The organism is Rossellomorea vietnamensis (assembly GCF_001305855.1).
In the GTDB taxonomy this organism is placed as follows: Bacteria; Bacillota; Bacilli; order Bacillales; family Bacillaceae_B; genus Rossellomorea; species Rossellomorea vietnamensis_A.
The window spans coordinates 36,534-57,969 of record NZ_LIXZ01000003.1; the positions used below are offsets into that span (position 1 = coordinate 36,534).

The following is a 21,436-nucleotide window of genomic DNA, read 5'->3' on the forward strand; positions in this document are numbered from 1 at the left end:
GGTCCGTCCCTCCCAATTCTTTACCCCACCAACTCAAACGTCTCTTCAATCTTGATGCTGTCCTGCACCGATTGCACCATGGAGCAGTTCTTGCGTGTGAGCTTCATGGCTTTTTCGATCTTGGCCTCGTCAAGGTCCGTCCCTCGGATCGTAAAGTGGAGGGAGATGGCTTCGACGCGGTTGGCTTCGTCTTCGTTGCGGGTGACGTCTGCTTTGATGTGGATGTCGTCGAAGGGAATGCGCATTTTTTCCAATACTTTGCGGAGCACTCCCCCACTGCATACGGCGACAGATGACACTAATAATTGAAATGGGCGGAAACCATACTCTTCGTTACCCGATACCTCCAGCTTCCCAAACCCTAAATCACTGTAAAATCCTCCTTCTTGCATGTTGTATTCCATTTCTTCATCATTCCTTCCTTAATATGCTAGTAGATGTTTTGATTTTACTCTATTCCCTCCCGTATTGCCAAACAATGCAATTGAGGGTACCATCAAAGAAGATATTTACTATGATTGGGAGTTTTGACAATATGAATCAAACATTAGCCTTCCGTTTCAGGGTGCTTGTCGGGATCGTCGCCATTTCCGGTTTCTCACAGGGAATGCTCCTTCCCCTCATCGCCATCATTTTCGAACAGGATGGTCTGTCCTCTTCCCTGAACGGTCTCAACGCAACGGCCCTCTACATCGGAATCCTGCTGGCCTCACCTTTAATGGAGCGACCACTGCAGAAAATCGGCTATAAACCGATGATCATCATCGGTGGAATCATCGTCGCCGTATCACTCTTACTGTTCCCGGTCTGGAAATCCTTCTGGTTCTGGTTTGCCCTTCGCCTTCTGATTGGAATCGGGGATCACATGCTTCACTTTGCCACCCAGACGTGGATAACGTCGTTTTCGCCGAAAGAACGCCGGGGACGGAACATTTCCATTTACGGGGTATCCTTTGGGATCGGATTCGCCGTCGGGCCGATGATGACGCAGCTCATCACGATCCATCAAGCGTTACCGTTCATCATTTCTTCCTTATTAAGCCTGACGGTATGGATGTTCGTCTTTCGCTTACAAAATGAATTTCCCGAACAGCAGAACATCGGCAGTGCCTCGTTCCTCGGGTCATTCCACCGTTTCGGAAAGGTTCTACAATATGCCTGGGTCGCTTTGCTGCCGCCTCTCGGCTATGGTTTCCTGGAAGCGTCATTAAATGGAAACTTCCCGGTTTTCGCCCTGCGAAACGGTCTTTCCATTGAAGCCGTGGCCATACTCCTTCCTGCGTTTGCAGTGGGAAGCATCATCTCACAGGTGCCCTTGGGCATATTGAGTGACAAATACGGCAGACAGCAAATCCTCCTCATTGTCATGATGATCGGATTCCTGTGTTTCTCGGCTGCCGGAATCGTTTCTGAGTCCACGATCGGACTGTTCATTTGCTTCACACTAGCCGGCATGGCCGTCGGATCGACGTTTTCCCTCGGCATCAGCTATATGACGGACCTCCTGCCAAAGGAACTGCTTCCTGCCGGGAACATCATGTGCGGGATCTTCTTCAGCTTCGGCAGCATGATCGGTCCATTCATCGGTGGAATCACCATTGACTGGTTCAAAGGATCAAGCTTCTTCTATTTGATCGCCGGCATGATGATGATGATTTTTGTAAGTCTCCTTGTCTTTTCCCTGCAAAATCGGCGTGGAGAAATAACCCAGAATAACTAGCACAAAATGCTTCCCATCCTCATATACATGTGATAGGATTAGATTATAATCATTATAAATTACTAACTTCATATACTTTCAGCTAAGAGCACGTGCCGTTTTGCTGTCACCTTTCACTGGTGGCAGCTTTCGTCGTTTTATAGGGGTAATGACGTTGATTATTATTCTCAATGAGAAACCCCCATTTTCATTTACTACAAAGGAGGAATACCTATGAGCTCACAATCCAAAGCACTACCCATGGGGTCACCGAAAGATAACATGCACTTTCTTGAAAAAATAAAGCCTCACGCCGAATTGATCGCTGCCCTCATCAGCGGTGTGTTCATATTACTCGGATGGCTGACATCAAATGATGACTCAAGCATGAGCATCATCTTCTACCTCCTTGCCTTTGCCATCGGAGGTTTTGCCAAAGCAAAAGAAGGAATCGAAGAAACCATCGAAAACAAAGAACTCAATGTGGAAATGCTGATGATTTTTGCCGCTGTCGGTTCCGCCATCATCGGGTACTGGACGGAAGGTGCGATCCTGATCTTTATCTTCGCCGTCAGTGGCGCCCTTGAAACATATACGATGAACAAAAGTCAAAAGGAAATCTCAGCCCTCATGCAGCTTCAGCCGGAAGAAGCCTGGCTTGTCACAGGTTCAGGCGAAAAGAAAGTCACGGTTGCAAGCCTTGAAATCGGTGATCATATCCTGATCAAACCGGGTGAACGGGTACCGACGGACGGTGTGGTCGTAAAAGGTACCACGTCCATCGATGAAGCAGCGATTTCCGGTGAAGCCGTCCCTGTTACTAAAGGACAACAGGATGAAGTCTTCGCTGGAACGGTCAATATCAACGGAGCCATCACGGTTGAAATGACCAAGCCGAGCAGCGAAACCCTTTTCCAAAAAATCATTGACCTTGTCCAGTCGGCCCAAAGCGAGAAATCCCCTTCCCAGCAGTTCATCGAACGCTTCGAAGGAACCTATGTAAAAGTCGTCCTCGCCGTAGTATTCCTGATGATGTTCCTCCCTCACTTCCTCTTTGGTTGGAGCTGGACGGAAACATTCTACCGGGCCATGGTCCTCCTTGTGGTCGCATCACCTTGCGCCCTGGTTGCAGCCATCATGCCGGCAAGTCTTTCGGCCATCTCAAACGGTGCCCGTCACGGGATCCTTTTCAAAGGCGGCGCCCACCTGGAGAACTTGAGTAACATCAAAGCGATTGCCTTTGATAAAACAGGAACCTTGACGAAAGGGAAACCCGTCGTGACGGATATCCTCATTGCAGACACGATGAATGAGCGAGATGTGATAAGCGCAGTTGCTTCCATTGAAAATCAATCAAACCATCCACTCGCACAGGCCATCGTCGGGCACGCAACCCGGGAGTTCAACATAGGACTTTTCCAGCCTGATTCCCTGGAGGATGTATCCGGATGGGGAGTCAAAGCCCTTGTGGACGGATCAGAATGGAAAATCGGGAAAGCCGACTTTGTGGATAAAATGTTGGCAGAACGCTTCATGAACGGAGCATACGGAAGAATCGCCTCTGAAGGAAAGACGACCGTTTTTGTGGCAAAAGAAAATAAAATCGTCGCATTGATCGCCCTGAAAGACGTTGTCCGCAAAGAAACCATCGAAGCACTGCAGCTTCTTGAAAAAGAAGGCGTCGAGACGATCATGCTGACAGGCGACAATGAAAAAACGGCCCGTGCCATCGCAGAAGAAGTTAAAGTCGCTTCCTTTATTGCCGAATGCCTGCCGGAAACGAAAGTAGACGAACTGAAAAAATTGAAGGACCAATTCGGTACAGTCGGTATGGTCGGGGACGGAATCAATGACGCACCGGCCCTCGCTACGGCCAACGTCGGAATCGCCATGGGAGAAGGAACCGACGTCGCTCTCGAGACAGCCGATGTCGTCCTGATGAAAAACGACCTGACCCGTATCGCTGAAGCCATCAAGCTATCGAAAAAAATGAAGCGCATCGTACAGCAGAACGTCGTTTTCTCCATCGCCGTCATCATGCTCTTGATTGCCTCCAACTTCCTGCAGATCCTCGACCTCCCCTATGGAGTCATCGGACATGAAGGAAGTACGATATTGGTTATTTTAAATGGATTACGTTTATTGAAATAATGATGGGGAGCATCCAACCTTGGTTGGGTGCTCTTTTTGTATGGAGCGACCAAATTATCCACACCCTCTCTTCCCACCTTTATCCACATGTGAATAACTTTCGATCCCTCTAACACGTCCAATCCATGTTCTCTCAATTCTCTAACCCGTTCCCTCTCCCCCCACGTTTAACAAATCCCCATCAGTGGTAAAAAATCACTATACACAAGAAGGAGGTTCAACTATGGGACATAAACTCGCAGGACAGGCAGCTGCAGACATTATGGAACAATGGAAGATCAAGCATGTATTTGGTCTCCCCGGTGATTCCATCAATCACTTTGTCGACGTGCTACGAAGTGAGAAAGAGGAAATTGAGTTCATCCAGGTCAGACATGAGGAAGTCGGGGCACTCGCCGCCTCCTCGTATGCGAAACTCACAGGCAACATCGGGGTATGCTTATCCATTGGCGGACCCGGGGCCATCCACCTGCTGAATGGATTGTATGACGCGAAGGCCGACGGAGCACCCGTATTGGTTTTGGCCGGACAGGTCGCAACAGAAGAGCTTGGTATGGATTCATTCCAGGAGGTTCATCTGGACCGTGTGTTTGCTGACGTTTCGGTATACTGCGAACGGGTTTCTTCACCTGAATCACTTCCCGACCTCATGAATCAGGCGATCAGGACCGCTTACGCAAAAAAAGGCGTGTCTGTGCTGATCATCCCGGACGATATCCCGGGGCAGAAAATCAAGGATACGATAAAAGATACATCCAGCATTCCGGCTGCGACCATCGCCGCTCCCCTTGAACAAGACGTGAAGACTGGAATGGACTACGTACATAAAGCACAACGTCCGGTCATCCTTGCAGGAACGGGATCCAGGCATGCCGCCCGTGAACTCGAGGCATTCGCCGAAAAGATCGCGGCTCCGGTCATCTTTACGCTTCCATCTAAAGGGATATTCCCCGACCTGCATCCCCATAATCTCGGACAGCTCGGTCAAATCGGGACGAAGCCAGCATATGAAGCCATGGAAGAAGCCGATCTTCTCATCATGATCGGTACGTCGTTCCCTTATCGTGATTTCCTTCCCGATGATACGCCCGCCGTTCAGATCGATGCGGATCCGGCACAAATCGGAAAGAGATACCCTGTTTCCGTCGGGATCGTCGGAGATTCGAACCTTGTTTTGAAGCAATGGAATAAACAGCTTCCTGTCAAAGAGGACCGAACATTTTTGGAAGAATGCCAGAACAATATGAAGAACTGGTGGAAGCATATTGAAAAAGACGAAGTCGAAGCGACGACTCCCATCAAGCCTCCACAGGTCATCGCGGCTCTTCAGAAGATTGCAGACGACGATGCGATCCTGTCCGTCGATGTCGGCAATGTGACCGTCTGGACCGCCAGACACTTTAAAATGACCAACCAGAAAATGATTATTTCGAGCTGGATGGCGACCATGGGCTGCGGACTTCCAGGGGCGATCGCAAGCGGCCTGGCGGAGCCTGAGCGTCAAACGATTGCTGTATGCGGAGACGGCGGTTTCACCATGGTGATGCATGATTTTGTCACAGCGGTCAAATACAAGCTGCCGATCATCGTGGTCATCATGAACAATCGAAAGATCGGCATGATCAAGTACGAACAGGAATCCATCGGTCATCTCGAATATGAAACCGATCTTCAGGACATTGATTTCGCCCAGTTTGCCCAAGCATGCGGAGGGGAAGGTTATCGTGTGATCAAACATGAGGACCTTCAGCCAGCATTTGAAATGGCTTCGAAATCAAATAAGCCGGTCATCATCGACTGTGTCATTGAAGATCAGCCTCCCCTGCCCGGTAAGATCAATTTCGAACAGGCGGCAGGTTACTCAAAGCATGTCATGAAAAAATTCTTCAAGAAGCACGAGGCCGAGATGCCACCATTACGCAAAGCGATGAAACGATTATTTTAACGAAGTGAGCCTTTAAAAGGGCTCACTTTCCCTATTGGAGGAATGAATATGAACAGTATATCCATCATTCAGTGGATTCTTCTTACCGTCATCACTCTCGCATTACTTATCCCGGCCGCACTTATTCTTTATTTATGGATGACGGATGAAAAACAAGAAGAGCATGCAGTGTTAAGGAACTTCCCGGTCCTCGGAAAAATGAGATACATCCTCGAGAAGATCGGTCCTGAATTGAGACAATACCTCTTTCATAATGACAACGAAGGAAAACCCTTCTCAAGACTTGAATACACGAATACGGTCATGGCGGGTAAATATAAATCCCGGATGCTCGGCTTCGGATCCGAGCGGGACTTCGAAAAGGAAGGCTACTATATTCGCAACACCCTTTTCCCTGTCCAACGGGACGAACTCCGCATCGACAACTCACAAAAAGTCAAAACCAAAATTTACAAACTTGATAAAGATAATCTGCTCAGCCGAAGGGAACATCGCGAAGAATCTGAAGCAGATCCCTTTCTCCTGAAAGACGAAGATGCCCAGGTCATCGGGCAACAAACCTGCAGACATCCATTCAAAGTGAAAGGGCTCATCGGACAATCCGCCATGAGCTACGGGTCCCTTGGTGGGCAGGCCATCACCGCCCTGTCAACCGGTTTGAAACTCGCTTCAGGTTCCTGGATGAACACCGGTGAAGGCGGATTATCCAAGCATCACCTGAAAGGCGGAGTCGACATCATCTGCCAGATCGGCCCCGGCTTATTCGGCGTGAGAACGAAAGACGGCGAATTTTCATGGGAAGAATTCAAGAAAAAGAGTGATCTCAAGGGAGTGAAGGCCTTCGAATTGAAACTCGCACAGGGTGCAAAGACCCGAGGCGGACACGTTGACGGAAAGAAAGTGACAGAAGAGATCGCCAGCATCCGGAATGTGGAGCCATGGAAATCCATCGACAGTCCGAATCGATTCAAGGAATTCAGCAACAACGAACAGATGCTGGATTTCATCGAACAACTCCGGGAAGTAGGCGGCAAACCCGTCGGGATCAAACTGGTTGTCGGGAACACGGATGATATCGAGAGCCTCGCATCCTATATGGCCACATCGGGAAAACACCCCGACTTCATCACAGTGGACGGCGGAGAAGGAGGAACGGGTGCATCATATCAGGAACTGGCGGCTTCAGCCGGGGTTCCGATCAAATCGGCCCTTCCCTTCCTTCACGACACCCTCGTGAAATACGGGGTCCGGGACAAAGTGAAAATCTTTGCTTCCGGAAAATTATTAACACCAGACAAGATTGCCTTTGCACTCGCCCTCGGTGCCGACTTTGTCAATATTGCCAGGGGACTGATGTTCTCCGTGGGCTGCATCCAGGCTCAAGTATGCCACACGAACAACTGTCCCGTCGGCGTTGCCACAACCGACAAGAAACTGCAGCGGGCACTGATCGTCGAAGAAAAGTCATTCCGCGTCTGCAACTACATCATCTCCCTCCGCGAAGGCCTGTACAACCTGGCCGCAGCTGCGGGAATCGATACACCGACGAAATTCGGGCGTGAGCACATCGTATTCAGGGATGAAGACGGACGACTGCATCCGATCAAGCCGGAAAAGGCGTTATCATAATGGAAAGAAGCAGCCGATTGGTGTCGGCTGCTTCTTTTTTTAAGGTGACAGGGTTGGATATAGACCGTTCTCCATTTTCCGATAAAATCCGCACCCGTCCCTCATCCAGACCGAGCGCTCAGTCAACACCCCTCTCTTCCACAAAAAACACAGCGCCCCAAAAACAAGACGCCGTGCTCCACACTCCTACTTTAATTCCACATTATCAATCACGACATCATGAACACCAATCGGTGATCCACTATTCTTCCCAATCAGGAATTTAAGGCTCGTGTCCTCGCCCACAGGTGGCGTAAACGTATACTCATAATGCGTCATCTCTCCACCCAACTGAGCAACTTCCGATAAATAGCGCGTATACGAAGCATTTTCAATCGTCACTTCCATCGTCCGTTCCACTGTCGAACTCGCATCGAAGGAAAGGGTGTATTCCACTCCCGGCTTAAGCTTCATTCCTTCCTGGAAAAGCTGAACACTCCAATGTTCGTTCCCTTCGTTTCCGATCAAAATCTTTGCCTGTCCGTCTTCAGAAGAAATACCGGCAGCAGCATCGAAATGGATGTAATTTGCCCAGAATTCTAAATCGGAATCAAACGATCCGTTCTGGATGACATTCGCACCTGGAGGTCCCGCTTTCTTCTTTAACGAGAGGTTATCGATCTTCACTTCCTCGGTACTGCCACCAAGATCAATCACCAGCTGTGACTCCATATCCGTCACATCCGGCATCGTAAACGTCATAGCATGCTTCTCCCAATCAGCTGCGAGAGGAATTGTTTCCGTTGCGTACACCTCTTCCCCATCTTTGCTTCTCATCTCTATCTGAATATCACGACCACTTTCTGCCACTCCGTCAAACGTCAATTCATATTCATTCAACGCCTTAAGCTGGATGCCTTTTTGCGAAAGCCCGGCCTCGTCCGTTTCGCTGGAAGGCTTGGCTGAGAATACCCGCTCGTCAGGATCCACTCCCAAGGCATTCCCGGAACCTATCAGATGCCAATAAAGTAGGCGGTCAGGGAATCCCTGGTCGAACGTCCCATTGTAAATAAGGTTCCCCGTCGGCAGTTCAGGCTTGGAGGCATCCGGATCCACTTCAACAGGCGGGATTTCTTCGACCCGGATATTTCCGAGCCATACAGGTAGCTTGGACAATCCGAGATTAAATTCCACACGGGCTGCCAAATCATTTTCCTCGGTCATCTGGAACACCATTTCATAGGATTCCACCCCATCTTTCAGTGAAAAGGATTCACTGTTTGAATAGGCACTGTAACCCCTCTTCTCACCCCCGCCGACTTTTACATTGACTGGGCGTGATCCTGTCGATTTTGCATCGAAGGATACTCGGTAATAACGACCCTTCCCGAGTGATACGTCCTGGATGAGCTGAACGGAATAAGGCTGGCTTCCCGGTTCTTCCACATCCACTTTGGCAAAATTTCTACCCTCGATCTGATCGAGGGAGACATTGGCTTTCCCGCCGAAATCAGGGATCGACAAGAAGTACCAGTAATCCGTGTTTTCCACTCCCGGAATCCCGTCAACGTCTTCCCATTCCTGATCAAATCCGGTATTGTACAAGAGGTTTCCGTCTTCGAGTGGCTGCTTCGCATCGTCAGGTAATGGAGCTTGTTCAAATTCAGGGAGTTCCGGCGTTTGATACGGTCTTCCCGTCAAATCATATACGCGTACATAATCCACATCCATCGATTGAGGGAACATCGTCTCTTCCGTCGGATCACCGTCAAAATTCCCGCCGACCGCTAAATTCAGCAGCATATGGAAGGATTGATCAAACGGCGCGGGGTACGTGAAGTTGGCAGCGTTGCCGGTCCCTTTGCTGTACCAATTGTTCTGGGTCTGTCGGAGCTTGCCGTCCACATACCAGCGGATTTCCCCCGGCTCCCATTCCACGGAGTATACATGCTCGTCTGCGATCGTCGATCCATCTTCAAAGCTATAGTGATCACCGGTGTATTTATTATTCGGCCACGATTCCCCGTAATGAAGCGTCCCAATCGCTTCACCCGGATTGCTGCCCTGTGCTTCTAAAATATCAATCTCACCTGAAGCAGCCCATCCGCCATACCGGTCATCTTCCGGAAGCATCCAGAACGCCGGCCAGTAACCCTTTCCGACCGGGAGGGATGCCTTCATTTCAAATTTCCCATATGTTTTGGAAAACAGGCCCTTCGTCTTCAATCGGGAGGACGTATAGCCGTACCCTTGATAGTTTTCTTTTTTAGCCGTAATCAGAAGCTTCCCGTCTTCTGTCCTCGCATTTTCAGGACGGTCCGTGTAGTATTGTTTTTCATTATTCCCCCATCCTGAAATGAAAGTACCATTGGCATCGGTATATCCGTTGCCGATATCGAACGTCCACTTGTCACGATCGATCTCATCCTCATTGAATTCATCATTCCACACGAGGGACCATGGCGTGACAACAGAAGACGCTTCACTCGTTTCTTTTCCATTCCATACGATGACGCTATCCAGCGTGGCTTTTTCGATGGAACCTTCTCCAGTGATGGCTGACCCTTTCCCAGCTTTCGAAACAAAAAGCTCCTTCACCACCCCATCAGGCGTCAGGGAGACATTTGAAAGCGCGTTCAATTCTACCCGCTCGGCAATGCCGTCAAGCCCTACCTTCGCTTCTCCCTTTTTCCCTGTCGTCGTGATCGTATTGAATTCACCTTTCAAATCGGCTTTTTTCGTTTTCACATGTGATGCCGAGACCGTAACGTCTTGAAATCCTTCAGACGTAATCTCGTTTTCTTCCAATAACACATTTCCATCCAAGAGGGTTTGTTCAACGACCGATTCTCCGGAAACCGTGATCGTCGACAGGTGACCAGGTCCTGAAACTGAAAGGCTCTTTAACTCGGAATCTGTTAATTGAAGAGTATCGGGTGCTTCCCCTTTGATCAACGTTCTTCCACGTACCGTCACATTTTCAAGAGTAATATCCTTTCCAGCATCCGGAGTTATCACGAGGTCTCCTTTTATCGTTCTATCTTTTAAGGTTGAGTCTTTGAGGTGATAAGGTTTGTCTTTTTGTGGTGCGGCACTACCTATGTTCGCGGGTGGCAGAGTCATGATGAGACATGCAGCGGTAAACGAAGTGACTGCTTTTTTTAACATGTGAACTCCTCCTGGTTTCATTTATGTCTCACGTGGGACATTTGTATTTAACTATAAAACCATCACGATCGTTTGACAACATTTTTCTACCATAATGATTTCTCAGCCCACCAAAAAAAGCCCGTCCCAAGGGGAATCAGGCTTTTTTCTCTGCGCAGGAATTCCTGATGACCAAGGAAGCTTGAAAAGGATTCATCGTTTCATAAGGCTTTCCTTCCACCCTGTGTATCAGCTGCTCCACCAACGCAACCGCCATCTCCACTCTCGGAACGTTCATGGTCGAGAGTGCAGGTGACGTGTATTCTGTCAGAAATATATTATCAAAACCGATGAGAGAAACGTCACCGGGTACATCCCGTCCCGCTTCCTTCAATGCCTTGAGGGCCCCGAAGGCGATATGATCATTTGAACAGACGATGGCGGAAGGAAGTTCCCCCTGCCGGATCCAATGATGGACGGCTTCTTTTCCCGACTCTTCCACAAACCTGCCCCTGTATATGTGCTCCGGCTTCACCTTGATCCCTGCTGCTTTCAATGCCTTTTGATAGCCATTGAGGCGCTCCACCGCTGCAGGGTTATCTTCCTCACCCGTAATGATGCCGATCTCTTCATGACCAAGCTGAAGAAGGTGATGGGTGGCCTCCCTGGCACCCGCTTCATTTTGCAATACAGGCATGGGGATGGAAGGGGTACGATGGGTCACATTGTTCTGATCGAAGACTCCGACCAAAAAGTCGGCGGAAAGGATTTCATCGACGATCGACTGGACGTTGCTCCAGCTGATGATGATTCCTGCATCGATGCTTTTTTCCCGGTAAAGCTTTAACACAGGAGCCGGGTCATCCACCTCTGCCATCGTCACGAGCACTTTATATCCCCTAAGAGAGCAGGCATTGATCACCGCCCCGATCACCACGCTGTAAAAAAGATCATCCGAATAGATCCGATCCTTCCCCGGGTCCTGAATGATGAACAGCCCGATCGTATGGGTCTTCTTCATCACCAGTCTCCGCGCTGACACATTCGGCTGATACTGATGCTCCTCCATGATCTTCAAGATCCGCTCACGGGTCTCGGTCCGTACTTGGGGCGAATCATTCAAGACGCGCTGTACCGTCTTCCGCGACACTCCCGCAAGTCTCGCAATATCAAATATATCCATAGTATCCTCCCCAATGGTTGCTTCTTCCTATTATAACGGATGATGAATGGGTTATGCGGCAAAAAAACAAATGAAACCTCTCCGCCTCCTCATCCGTATATACACTATAAACAGAATCACAACCTTGAAAGGGGAACACTATGGGAAACATCTTACTATTTTCATTGACTGTCGGATTGGTCATGGCCTTATTGCTCGTACCGATCGCCATCATGAAAAAACAAAATAAAAAAGAGGGATATCCATCCTTCCCGGCCCTGTTTGGAGCCACATTACTCATCACTACCATTGTCGTATTTCTCTTCTATTATCTTTCGAATCTCGATCAGAACTTTACGAGTATATGGATCCTCCTGATCATCGCCTCGGGATTCGGGGCAGCATTTGCCACGGGGAAAGAACGGATGGCAAAAGGGGTTCTGTTCCTGGCGAGCATCTTCATCGGTGCTTACTTCCTGACGGCTTTCGTCTTCAATGCAGATGAGAAATTCGAATCGGCCAAAATGGAAGTCAAAACAGAGATCCAGGCTTTTGATGAGAAAGAGACGCCTGCAAGTGTCCCTCCTCAATTCGCCCGGAACAAAATGAAGAAAGCGTTCGGTCAGGTTCCGAATACAAGTTATTATGAACTCGGCAACCTTCAGATCCAGAAAGTGGACGGTGAGTATGTATACATCGCCCCTGTTGAATTTTCCGGTTTCTTCAAATGGTTCAAAGGGGACCAGACACCAGGGTACTTCAAGCTGAGTGCCACGGATTCAAACGCGAACCCTAAATTCATCAAAGAGGAAATGGTGTACACCCCTTCTTCTTTCTTCAATAAAAAAGTGGAGCGTCACATCCGTTTGAATTATCCGAAGGAAATTTTCAAAGGGGATGTCCAGCTTGAAATCGATGATGATGGCAAACCGTTCTATATCCAGACATACGGAAACTTCATCTCCGCCCGTAACGGATTTGAAGTGAAAGGAATCGTTATGGTCGACCCGCAATCCGGTAAAACGAAGGCCTATGCCATCAGAGACGTACCGGCATTCATCGACGGTGCGGTTTCACCTGAAACGGTCAGCCTGCAGAACAGCTATTTCGGTAACTATGTGAAAGGTTTCTGGAACAGCCGCTTCGGTAAATCGGATGTAAAACTTCCTTCAGATGAAGGAACGGAAGCGAACGTGAGCCCTATTTTCGACGAAAATGGTGACATGTACTACTTCACTGATTTCACGTCACCAAAAGAAGGCGTCGATTCCATGCTCGGATACTCCCTGACGAACTCACGGACCGGAGAAGCAACGTTCTATACCGGTAACCTGGAGGAATCGTACATGGATTCCCAGGGAGCCCTGCAGATCATCCAGAAGAAATTCATCGAGAAAAAATGGGACGGCGAAATGCCTGTTCTCTATAACTTCTACGGTGAAGCAAGCTGGCTGACACCGGTGCTTGATGCGAATGGTTTCTTACAGAACTACTTCATCGTCTCGGCAGCCAATCCGGAAATCTCTGCCTATGCAAATACTCCGAATCAGGCACTGAAAGCCTATAAGACCGCTCTTCAACGCGGTGGCGGGAGCGTCAACGGCAGCTCGAAAGCAGAGGAGAAGAAAGCAAACGGCACGGTCGTCCGTGTCTACAAAGAAAAATCCGGTGACTACACCGTCGTCTCCTTCCTCCTCGACAACGGGAAGAACTATATCGTTTCTTCTGAAAACAGCTTACTTGCGATCTACTTAAAGGAAAATGACAAGGTAAACGTCACATATATGGATACAGGTGAGGCATTCCTGCCTGTGAAAGATATGTCGATCGAAGGATTACAACAATAAAGAAAAGGCCGGAATCGTCTGATTCCGGCCTTTTCTCTATTCTCCCGCATTCACATAGTACACCAGATTATCCGTCCATTCCCCAAATTCATAAATGAACCCTTTTCGCGTACATTCATACTTCATGCCCACCGCTTCCGCAAGTCGGATCGAAGGCGTATTGTCCAAATTGATATGGGCTTCGATCCGGTGGAAATTCAATTTCACGAATGCCAGCTGTAGAGCTGCCTTCATCGCTTCTTTCCCGTAACCGCGGTTCCAGTAACGATTATGGACCGTGTAGCCGGCCCTGCCCCAGTTAAAGTTGTACCGCATCAGCGTCGAGAAATCGATCGTCCCGATATTCGCGCCATTCTCTTTCAGGAAGATCCCGAGGATATATACTTGATCTCCCTCGATCATCTCGTCATGCTTCTCAAGCATCTCCCTGAACCAAAACTCCGTGCACTCACTCATATCCTGATTGCCGACATCATATTTATGCTGTGACGGGAGCCTGTTCAGATGTTCCCTTAACCAGTTTTCATAATCCTGATTCACGAAGGGCCTGATCACCAATCGTGGTGTTTCGATGGTTAAGTCCTTATGCTTCATCCTCTGCGCCCTCCCTCTTATGTAATATGTTAATAGTACCAACCACTTAAGTAGAATGGTAGTTCTTTTTCAAAAGCTGGTGTCGAAAAAATTGTTGCTGGTGAGGAAGCGTGTAGTGGTTGATTTCCGCTCCAGGTGCTCGCTTTCCGCGGGGCTGGCGGTGAGCCTCCTCGGGCTTTGCCCTGCGGGGTCTCACCTGTCCAGCGTTTCCCGCAGGAGTCGAGCACCTTCCGCTCCAATCAACTGTCCAAGCGTACTTTTTTCACTACAACAGAAAAAATGTCAGGCCTTGCTTTCTTGGCTAATAGTACTATTTTAACAAGCGGAAGGCGCTTCTCTACGGAGAAACGCCTTCATCATTATTTTTCATTATTCCACTCTTCCTCTAATTCTTTCTCGATTTCTTCATCGGATAGATACTCCTCATCCAGCTGCTGAACATGCTCGGTGATCCGGTTGAGCTTGGAATGTACGATCCATAGGCTGATTACCACGAATACCATGAAAAAGATGACGATGAGTCCCACATCCATATTAATCGACGCCTCCTTTACCTATATTTATTAAGTAAACATAGAAAAAAGAAGACTTTAGTCAGAAAAAGTCCGGAAAGGTCCGAAAGTCCCCTGCTCATCCGGAACTCAATACGCCTTCGCCCAATACACCAAGTGCTTCGCATCCTTTTCACAGCACACGCATGTATCGGACACCTGCTCCTGTTCAAACGGCATGCATCGTGATGTGGCGCTCGTTTCTTCCTTGATCTTATCTTCACAGGCTCGATCCCCGCACCACATCGCTTTGATGAAACCGCCTTTTTCATTAACCGTCTTTTTGAACTCTTCAAAGGTTATGGCGATTGTTGTTTTTTCTCCACGGTGTTCTCTCGCTTTTTCCAATAGATTGCGCTGGATATCTTCTAGAAGTGAAGCGACTTTCCCTTCCAGCTCTTCCATCGTGACCGTGACTTTTTCACCGGTATCACGTCTAGCTAAAATCACCTGCCTATTTTCGATGTCCCGCGGACCGACTTCCAGGCGGAGTGGGATCCCCTTCATTTCGTACTCATTGAACTTCCAGCCAGGCTTTTTGTCACTGGCGTCAATCCCGACGCGGGCCACACCTGAAAGCTGTGTTTTCAGGTTATAGGCAAAATCAAGGACGCCTTCTTTATGCTGGGCAATCGGCACGATCATGAGCTGGGTCGGAGCAATCCGTGGCGGTACGACAAGACCCCGGTCGTCCCCGTGCACCATGATCATCGCCCCGATGATGCGGGTCGTGAGTCCCCATGATGTTTGCTGTACATATTGGAGCTTGCCGTCACGATCCGTGAACTGGATGCCGAATGATTTCGTAAATCCGCCCCCAAGATGGTGGGAGGTCCCTGATTGCAAAGCTTTCCCGTCATGCATCAAACTCTCGATCGTGTACGTATATTTCGCACCGGCAAACTTCTCTTTCTCCGTTTTCTGTCCCTTTATGACAGGAATCGCAAGCATCTCTTCACAAAGCTCCGCATATACCTCGAGCATTTTCACCGTTTCATCATGTGCATCCTGGTCCGTTTCATGACATGTATGCCCTTCCTGCCACAGGAACTCAAGCGTCCTGAGGAATGGACGGGTCGTCTTTTCCCAGCGGACCACATTCGCCCACTGATTGTAGAGCTTTGGCAGATCCCGGTAGGAATGGATGATATTTTTATAATGCTCACCGAATAACACTTCGGACGTCGGACGGACGCAGAGTCTTTCCGCCAACTCCTCATCACCGCCATGGGTCACCCATGCGACTTCAGGCGCAAACCCTTCGATGTGATCCTTCTCTTTTTGCAGCAGGCTTTCCGGGATGAAAAGTGGCATATACACATTTTCATGGCCGGTTTCCTTGATTTTCGCATCAAGGGCACTCTTGATATTTTCCCAAATGGCGTATCCGTAAGGTCTGATAATCATCGAACCCCGGACACTCGAGTAGTCGATCAGCTCCGCCTTCGTCACGACATCGGTATACCACTGGGCAAAATCTTCATCCATGCCCGTTACATCTTTTACAAATTGCTTAGCCATTTTGAGCACCTCATTTTTTATTGGATTGTTTTATCAGCTAACTGCCGGAAGAAACAAAAAAAGCCCTGCTTCTCATCAAGGACCATTTCTGGCGGTACCACCCTGATTCAAAGCAAAGCTTTACACTCATTCCATGATAACGGTTTCGGACCGCTGATATCTTCATTCGATACAGAACTTAGAGGCAGGTTCAAAGGTTCATCAATGGGAGCTTCTCACCAAACCGCTCCCTCTCTTTAAAGACAAGATCCCTTTACTGATCCTCTTCAATGTTTCAGTTATTTGAAATGATTATATAGAGATTTGATGGGAGTGTCAATATCTGTTAGAGGGAATAAAACCGTTCCATTTCCCGCTCAAAGAAATCATTCCCATTCCTTGCATCAAAATCCCCCGCAATCTCCTCGGCCACTTCACTCATCACATCAACGGCGAACCCCGGGCGATGCCCCGCTTCCAGGAGCTTCCGGTGGAGGACGATTGCACTCATATAAAAATAGAACATCCCATACGGATCTTTCCCGCTGTCGGCATACTCGATGTGGCGCTCCAATACTTTGATGCCCCTAAGAGGTTCCGTTAAAGCAAGAAACCGGATATGTTCTGATGCCTCCACAAGAAAGTGGGGCTTATCGTAGATGAAGAAGTATCCCTCGGATTGGTAACGTAAGGCTTCCTCCACCCGGTCGTCCTCAAAATAAGGAAGGAGCAGCTTGCTGTACGTAAGATGCGGAATTTCCCCGCAGCACACTTCTTTGGATAATAACAGCTTTTCGATGGGAGCCGCTTTTTCCTTTTCCCCGGTAAAATAGAAATACTCAAGCTGTGTCTGATATTCACACGCTTCACAGTCCGACAGGGAATCCCGTTCTGCGGCGAGCCATTTACGATAATAGGCGTGAGCATCCTCCGCTTTGCCTGTCTTCAAAGCCCGTTTATGCTGATGTTGATAATAAGGGCGCAGACTGTATCCGTAGCGGTCATACGCTTCCTGAAAATCACTGAAAAAAGCATTCAGAAGTTCCATTTCAATGCCCGGCATCTTTACCAGATGCTCCGCCATCCATTTATAGATCCAGAGGAAGCTTTCCAACCAATCCTCCAGGTTCTCTTCATTATCTAAAAAGAACCCGTTGCACCACTCGAAATGATCGAATAATTCCTCATATTCCCCAAGATAGTTGACGGTTCTCATGATTCCGAACCGACAGCAGAATTCCTTATAGAGATCCCCTTCTTTTTGGGCGATGAACAACAGATCCTCCAACCCATCCCACTTCTCAAAGCTCGCTTCTTCCCGACTCATCAAATCTTCCCATTTATCCCAATATTGATCCACCGTCATCTTCATCCGCGAACCCCCTTTAAGAATTCTGTTTTTATTTATTATAACATTCAGAATTATAATTTAACTGTTTTTTCCAAGAATTCTTCCTTAACGCTCCCCCTAAAACGAGGGTGACCCCAATCATGACAAGCGAACCTGCAACGACGGCAGCCCGAACTGACACCACCTCTGCCCCCACTCCGATCAGTACCGTTAAAATGATGACAAGAACACCTTCCAGCAACCCATACAGGCTCCCCACCCGTCCCATGATCTCAACGGGGATATTTTCTTGATAGAAAGTCTCGAACCCCGTTGTCGCAAACGCCAGGGCAAAGGATAAAAGAGCGAATCCAACCGCAGCTGTCATGAAGTCGTATGAAAATGCATACATGATATATCCCAATGAAACGACCACAGAGCCGCCACCCATAAGGCGCATATGATGAAGTTTATTAGACAGCGCCGCATTCAGGAGGGATCCCAGTACAAACCCTCCCCCTGCAATGCTTACAAGATATCCGTAGGTGCTATTGGAGAGATGCAGCACCTCTTTAGAAAAAGCTGCTTCAAGGGAATCGATCACCGCTGTCATTACGAGCATGCAGGTGAACAATACGTACAGGATCATCACATACGCGGCTCTCTTGCTGAACCCCCATACGACTCGCCAATCACCCTTCACCATCTCCCAGTTGATACCGTTTATGTGAACCGGATCCCCATCCGCAAGCTTCGGTAAAAAGAGAGTGATCATTCCCGATAATAATAGGGCAAAGGCATTTATATAAAGGGCAAACGTCGGCGTCCCCAGCATGAACATGAGCCCCGCCACCCCGGGTCCGATCAGAAACGCCCCCGACCCGATCAGTCCCCGAAGAGCATTGAACCGCTGCCTGTTCCCCCTCGGAATCAAGGTCGTGATATACGCCATCGACGCCGGATAAAAGATCGCACTTCCCATATTGATCAAAAGCACAACGGCGTACATCCACCACTCTGCTGAAATGAAAGGTAACACTGCGATTAATATCGCCCTGAAAAAGTCCAGTGCCGCCATGAGATTCCGCTTATTGACCCGGTCAATCAAACTCCCGGCCCAACCGTTTGTGAAAAGCGCCGCAACCGGCTTCAACACATATAACATCACCACCGCCACCGGTGATTCCCACTCATCCAATACAATCAAATTAAGGGCAATCAGATAAATCCAACCCCCGATACTCGAAATCCCGATACCCGATAAAAGCAACAAAGGATCTTTCCATTTTTTCATCCACTATTCCTCCCCGCGATTTTAGTACAACAAAAAAATCCCACCCCCAAGACATTGGTCTTGGGGGCGAGATTATAGATCGCGGTGCCACCCCAGTTCGCCAGCATGTCACCATACCGGCCTTTTCGGGTACGGCCAATTCGGCTTATACCCTAGCTCCTTAACGGGAGCTCCCGTCACACCATCCCCGTTCCCGGTTCCGATGCGCTGCTCAGAGCCTTGGTTCAATACCGTCCTTCCTGCCCCTTTTCAGCTTCCAGGGCTCTCTTTAAAGAAATCGGGATATATACTCTTCTCTTCATGGCATTTTTTTGAAATTTTTATTATGGTAGCATAATTAAGGGGAAAGTGTAAAGAGGGAAAAGACTTTATTGGACGGATTATGAAAAGGGAGGGTGGTATCCTAAGGAGAGTTCAATTTGATTTTATCAACCTCTAAAGAAATATATCGATGGTTATTGCATTAAACGACAAATTTCACAACACCCACAACCGATTCACCCCTCCCTAAAAAAAACCCACAAAAAAAGAGCACTCCACCCGAGCGCTCCTCCCCACATTAGCTCCCCATCTTCCGGCGGGTATTGCTGGGCTTCTTCGTTTGCTGACTTTGCATGCGTTGGTTGGATGCAACTCCGCCTGTTGCCTGCTTGCCGCCTGCCTGTGCTTCTTTCTTCTTCGCAAGCTGCTGCTTCATGGCTTCCTGAAGGCTGATTTTTTTCTTTTCAGGCTGTATTTGTTGGTCATTAGTATTCGACATAATGGGATCTCCTTTTGAGACTACTAAATTTTTGAAACTATCTCCATTATAATACATCCCACGGAATAAAGACATCTGCCTGAAAAATAAAATAGCCAATCCTCTGAAGGATTGGCTTAGGTTTCTAGTGGTATCCATTCTGTCCGTTTGCAGAACCGGATGTTTTTTGTTTCGGTGTATGTTTCCCGTTTTGCTTCGTACCGCCGTCTTTTTTCGTTTTCTTTGTCATGTTGAATCACTCCTAAGACATAGTTTGTGAATCCTTATTATTTTGTACAAAAAAAGAAAAGAGTTTCCCGGTAATAACCGGAAAACTCTCCATTTACGCTGCTGGCTGTGGAACGTCTTCGTCGACCTGGATGACGGTTCCATCGTTTAAGCGCTTTCTTAATGTGTAGATGAAGGCAATTATTGACACAATCGTTATGACTGTAGCTCCCATATAGGCTGTGCCCATTGAAAGACCGAATCCGATCGGAGCATTCAGGATATACGTGAATGTCACCATCGTCATAAAGATGGCCGGGATCGTTGCGACCCAGTGTGGTTTCTTTTGCAGAGCCAGATACATGGCACCTACCCAAAGAGCGATCATCGCCGTCGATTGGTTTGCCCATGAGAAGTATCTCCATAAGAGATTGAAGTCCATACGTGTCAGCACAACTGAAATCAAGAACAGTGGAACAGCGATCCAAAGACGGCTGGATATTTTCACTTGTCCTACTTTGATGTAATCCGCTATGATCATCCGTGCACTTCGGAATGAAGTATCACCGGATGTGATCGGAAGAACGATGACTCCAAGGATGGCAAGCGTTCCGCCGATGGAACCAAGCATCAGAACAGACACTTCACTCACGACCGCTGCCGGTCCTCCGTCTTTCAAGATCGCATTCAGTTCACCAGGCTCGAACAAGCTCATTGCTGCTGCTGCCCAGATCATTGCGATGATTGCTTCTAAAATCATCATTCCGTAGAAAATCTTGCGTCCGTTCTTTTCGTTTTGAGTCGTTCTGGAAATTATCGGTGACTGTGTTGCGTGGAAGCCTGAAAGCGCCCCACACGAAATCGTCAAGAATAATAAAGGAAAAATAGCGACAGAATCAGGATGCATATTCGTTAGGGATACTTCAGGAATATCCGCTCCCGTGATCACCAATCCCGCTCCGATTCCTACTGCACTGATCAAAAGCAGTGCCCCGAAAAGCGGGTAAACTTTACCGATGATTTTATCAATCGGAAGTAGCGTTGCAACAATATAGTAAATGAAAATCGCTGCGATGATGACACCTAGTGAAATCCACGCCGGAGTCAGATTCGCAATCAAGGCTGCAGGTGCTGTCACGAACACAGTCCCTACCAATACAAGTAAAAGAATCGAAAATGCGTTCACCACATGCTTCATCGTTTTACCAAGGAACCTTCCGGCAAGCTCCGGTAAATGAGCTCCTCCGTTACGGATTGAAATCATTCCCGTCAAGTAATCATGAACCGCTCCGGCAAAAATAGCCCCGAGGACGATCCAAAGGAAGGCAACCGGTCCGTATAAAGCTCCCATGATCGGGCCGAAAATCGGGCCGACACCGGCGATATTCAACAGCTGGATCATGGAGTTTTTACCTGTTTTCATCGGAACATAATCCACTCCATCCGCCTTTGCATAAGCCGGGGTGGAACGACTTTCATTCACTCCAAAAATCTTTTCAATAAATTTTCCATATGTGAAGTAACCAATAATTAAGACAACAATCGAGACCAGAAATGTGACCATGTATATGATCTCCTTTCGTTCAGTTATGAATACGCTTTCATTATAGCAAGCACATTCACATTTTCGTCACATTCTGT

15 protein-coding genes and 2 other annotated features are annotated in these 21,436 nt (G+C 48.3%); of the genes, 5 read left to right on the top strand and 10 right to left on the bottom strand.

Translation table 11 applies throughout. The annotated features are described in order from the left end of the window. Positions 1-20: 20 nt before the first annotated feature. Positions 21-404, bottom strand: a complete 384-nt coding sequence (locus AM506_RS04950; protein WP_060671389.1) for an OsmC family protein — start codon at positions 402-404, stop codon at positions 21-23. 110 nt (positions 405-514) lie between these two features. On the opposite strand from AM506_RS04950, the gene AM506_RS04955 reads away from it, so the two are divergent. The 4 genes from AM506_RS04955 to AM506_RS04970 all read left to right on the top strand — a co-directional run bounded on the left by AM506_RS04955 (position 515) and on the right by AM506_RS04970 (position 7,424). Beyond that, a complete protein-coding gene (locus AM506_RS04955; RefSeq protein WP_440480339.1) occupies positions 515-1,720 on the top strand; it encodes an MFS transporter in 1,206 nt (401 codons plus the stop codon). Between the two features lie 213 nt (positions 1,721-1,933). Continuing rightward, on the top strand, positions 1,934-3,850 hold the full coding sequence (locus AM506_RS04960) for a heavy metal translocating P-type ATPase (RefSeq protein ID WP_060671391.1): 1,917 nt from the start codon (positions 1,934-1,936) through the stop codon (positions 3,848-3,850). A gap of 223 nt (positions 3,851-4,073) precedes the next feature. Next, the gene (locus AM506_RS04965; protein ID WP_060671392.1) at positions 4,074-5,795 is read left to right on the top strand and encodes a pyruvate oxidase; all 1,722 of its coding nucleotides are present in this window, start codon (positions 4,074-4,076) and stop codon (positions 5,793-5,795) included. A 48-nt stretch (positions 5,796-5,843) separates the two neighbouring features. Then, on the top strand, positions 5,844-7,424 hold the full coding sequence (locus AM506_RS04970) for an FMN-binding glutamate synthase family protein (protein WP_060671393.1): 1,581 nt from the start codon (positions 5,844-5,846) through the stop codon (positions 7,422-7,424). Between the two features lie 186 nt (positions 7,425-7,610). Here the strand turns inward: AM506_RS04970 and AM506_RS04975 are convergent, their stop codons facing one another. Then, positions 7,611-10,571 carry a carbohydrate binding domain-containing protein gene (locus AM506_RS04975; RefSeq protein ID WP_060671394.1) on the bottom strand — a complete coding sequence of 987 codons (2,961 nt, stop codon included), beginning with the start codon at positions 10,569-10,571 and terminating at the stop codon, positions 7,611-7,613. Positions 10,572-10,707: 136 nt separating this feature from the next. Further along, positions 10,708-11,733, bottom strand: coding sequence for a LacI family DNA-binding transcriptional regulator (locus tag AM506_RS04980; protein ID WP_060671395.1), 1,026 nt, complete (start codon positions 11,731-11,733; stop codon positions 10,708-10,710). A 140-nt stretch (positions 11,734-11,873) separates the two neighbouring features. Between AM506_RS04980 and AM506_RS04985 the strand changes: the two genes are divergently transcribed. Further along, a complete protein-coding gene (locus tag AM506_RS04985) occupies positions 11,874-13,559 on the top strand; it encodes a YrzE family protein (protein ID WP_060671396.1) in 1,686 nt (561 codons plus the stop codon). Between the two features lie 36 nt (positions 13,560-13,595). Here AM506_RS04985 and AM506_RS04990 read toward each other — a convergent pair whose 3' ends face one another. The 7 genes from AM506_RS04990 to AM506_RS05015 form a co-directional block, all read right to left on the bottom strand. Continuing rightward, the gene (locus tag AM506_RS04990; RefSeq protein WP_060671397.1) at positions 13,596-14,153 is read right to left on the bottom strand and encodes a GNAT family N-acetyltransferase; all 558 of its coding nucleotides are present in this window, start codon (positions 14,151-14,153) and stop codon (positions 13,596-13,598) included. A gap of 359 nt (positions 14,154-14,512) precedes the next feature. Then, a complete protein-coding gene (locus AM506_RS22660) occupies positions 14,513-14,686 on the bottom strand; it encodes a hypothetical protein (protein WP_156030071.1) in 174 nt (57 codons plus the stop codon). 108 nt (positions 14,687-14,794) lie between these two features. Then, positions 14,795-16,225: a proline--tRNA ligase gene (proS, locus tag AM506_RS04995; RefSeq protein ID WP_060671398.1), complete on the bottom strand. Its 1,431-nt coding sequence runs from the start codon at positions 16,223-16,225 to the stop codon at positions 14,795-14,797. 74 nt (positions 16,226-16,299) lie between these two features. Beyond that, positions 16,300-16,504 (bottom strand) — a binding site (T-box leader). 46 nt (positions 16,505-16,550) lie between these two features. Further along, positions 16,551-17,576, bottom strand: a complete 1,026-nt coding sequence (locus AM506_RS05000; protein ID WP_060671399.1) for a hypothetical protein — start codon at positions 17,574-17,576, stop codon at positions 16,551-16,553. A 28-nt stretch (positions 17,577-17,604) separates the two neighbouring features. Next, entirely contained in the window at positions 17,605-18,828 is a 1,224-nt protein-coding gene (locus AM506_RS05005) for an MFS transporter (RefSeq protein ID WP_082386244.1), read from the bottom strand. 59 nt (positions 18,829-18,887) lie between these two features. Next, positions 18,888-19,139, bottom strand: a binding site (T-box leader). A gap of 248 nt (positions 19,140-19,387) precedes the next feature. Continuing rightward, the gene (locus AM506_RS05010; RefSeq protein ID WP_060671400.1) at positions 19,388-19,588 is read right to left on the bottom strand and encodes a hypothetical protein; all 201 of its coding nucleotides are present in this window, start codon (positions 19,586-19,588) and stop codon (positions 19,388-19,390) included. A gap of 322 nt (positions 19,589-19,910) precedes the next feature. After that, positions 19,911-21,359 carry a carbon starvation CstA family protein gene (locus AM506_RS05015; RefSeq protein WP_060671401.1) on the bottom strand — a complete coding sequence of 483 codons (1,449 nt, stop codon included), beginning with the start codon at positions 21,357-21,359 and terminating at the stop codon, positions 19,911-19,913. Positions 21,360-21,436 lie beyond the last annotated feature (77 nt).

Bases quoted from the DNA above. Each gene is read 5' to 3' on its own strand.
- AM506_RS04975 (WP_060671394.1), bottom strand. From the start codon at position 10,571: ATGTTAAAAAAAGCAGTCACTTCGTTTACCGCTGCATGTCTCATCATG.
- AM506_RS04970 (WP_060671393.1), top strand. From the start codon at position 5,844: ATGAACAGTATATCCATCATTCAGTGGATTCTTCTTACCGTCATCACT.
- AM506_RS05005 (WP_082386244.1), bottom strand. From the start codon at position 18,828: ATGAAAAAATGGAAAGATCCTTTGTTGCTTTTATCGGGTATCGGGATT.
- AM506_RS05015 (WP_060671401.1), bottom strand. From the start codon at position 21,359: ATGGTCACATTTCTGGTCTCGATTGTTGTCTTAATTATTGGTTACTTC.
- AM506_RS22660 (WP_156030071.1), bottom strand. From the start codon at position 14,686: ATGGATGTGGGACTCATCGTCATCTTTTTCATGGTATTCGTGGTAATC.
- AM506_RS04990 (WP_060671397.1), bottom strand. From the start codon at position 14,153: ATGAAGCATAAGGACTTAACCATCGAAACACCACGATTGGTGATCAGG.
- proS (WP_060671398.1), bottom strand. From the start codon at position 16,225: ATGGCTAAGCAATTTGTAAAAGATGTAACGGGCATGGATGAAGATTTT.
- AM506_RS04980 (WP_060671395.1), bottom strand. From the start codon at position 11,733: ATGGATATATTTGATATTGCGAGACTTGCGGGAGTGTCGCGGAAGACG.
- AM506_RS05000 (WP_060671399.1), bottom strand. From the start codon at position 17,576: ATGAAGATGACGGTGGATCAATATTGGGATAAATGGGAAGATTTGATG.
- AM506_RS05010 (WP_060671400.1), bottom strand. From the start codon at position 19,588: ATGTCGAATACTAATGACCAACAAATACAGCCTGAAAAGAAAAAAATC.
- AM506_RS04985 (WP_060671396.1), top strand. From the start codon at position 11,874: ATGGGAAACATCTTACTATTTTCATTGACTGTCGGATTGGTCATGGCC.
- AM506_RS04955 (WP_440480339.1), top strand. From the start codon at position 515: ATGATTGGGAGTTTTGACAATATGAATCAAACATTAGCCTTCCGTTTC.
- AM506_RS04950 (WP_060671389.1), bottom strand. From the start codon at position 404: ATGGAATACAACATGCAAGAAGGAGGATTTTACAGTGATTTAGGGTTT.
- AM506_RS04960 (WP_060671391.1), top strand. From the start codon at position 1,934: ATGAGCTCACAATCCAAAGCACTACCCATGGGGTCACCGAAAGATAAC.
- AM506_RS04965 (WP_060671392.1), top strand. From the start codon at position 4,074: ATGGGACATAAACTCGCAGGACAGGCAGCTGCAGACATTATGGAACAA.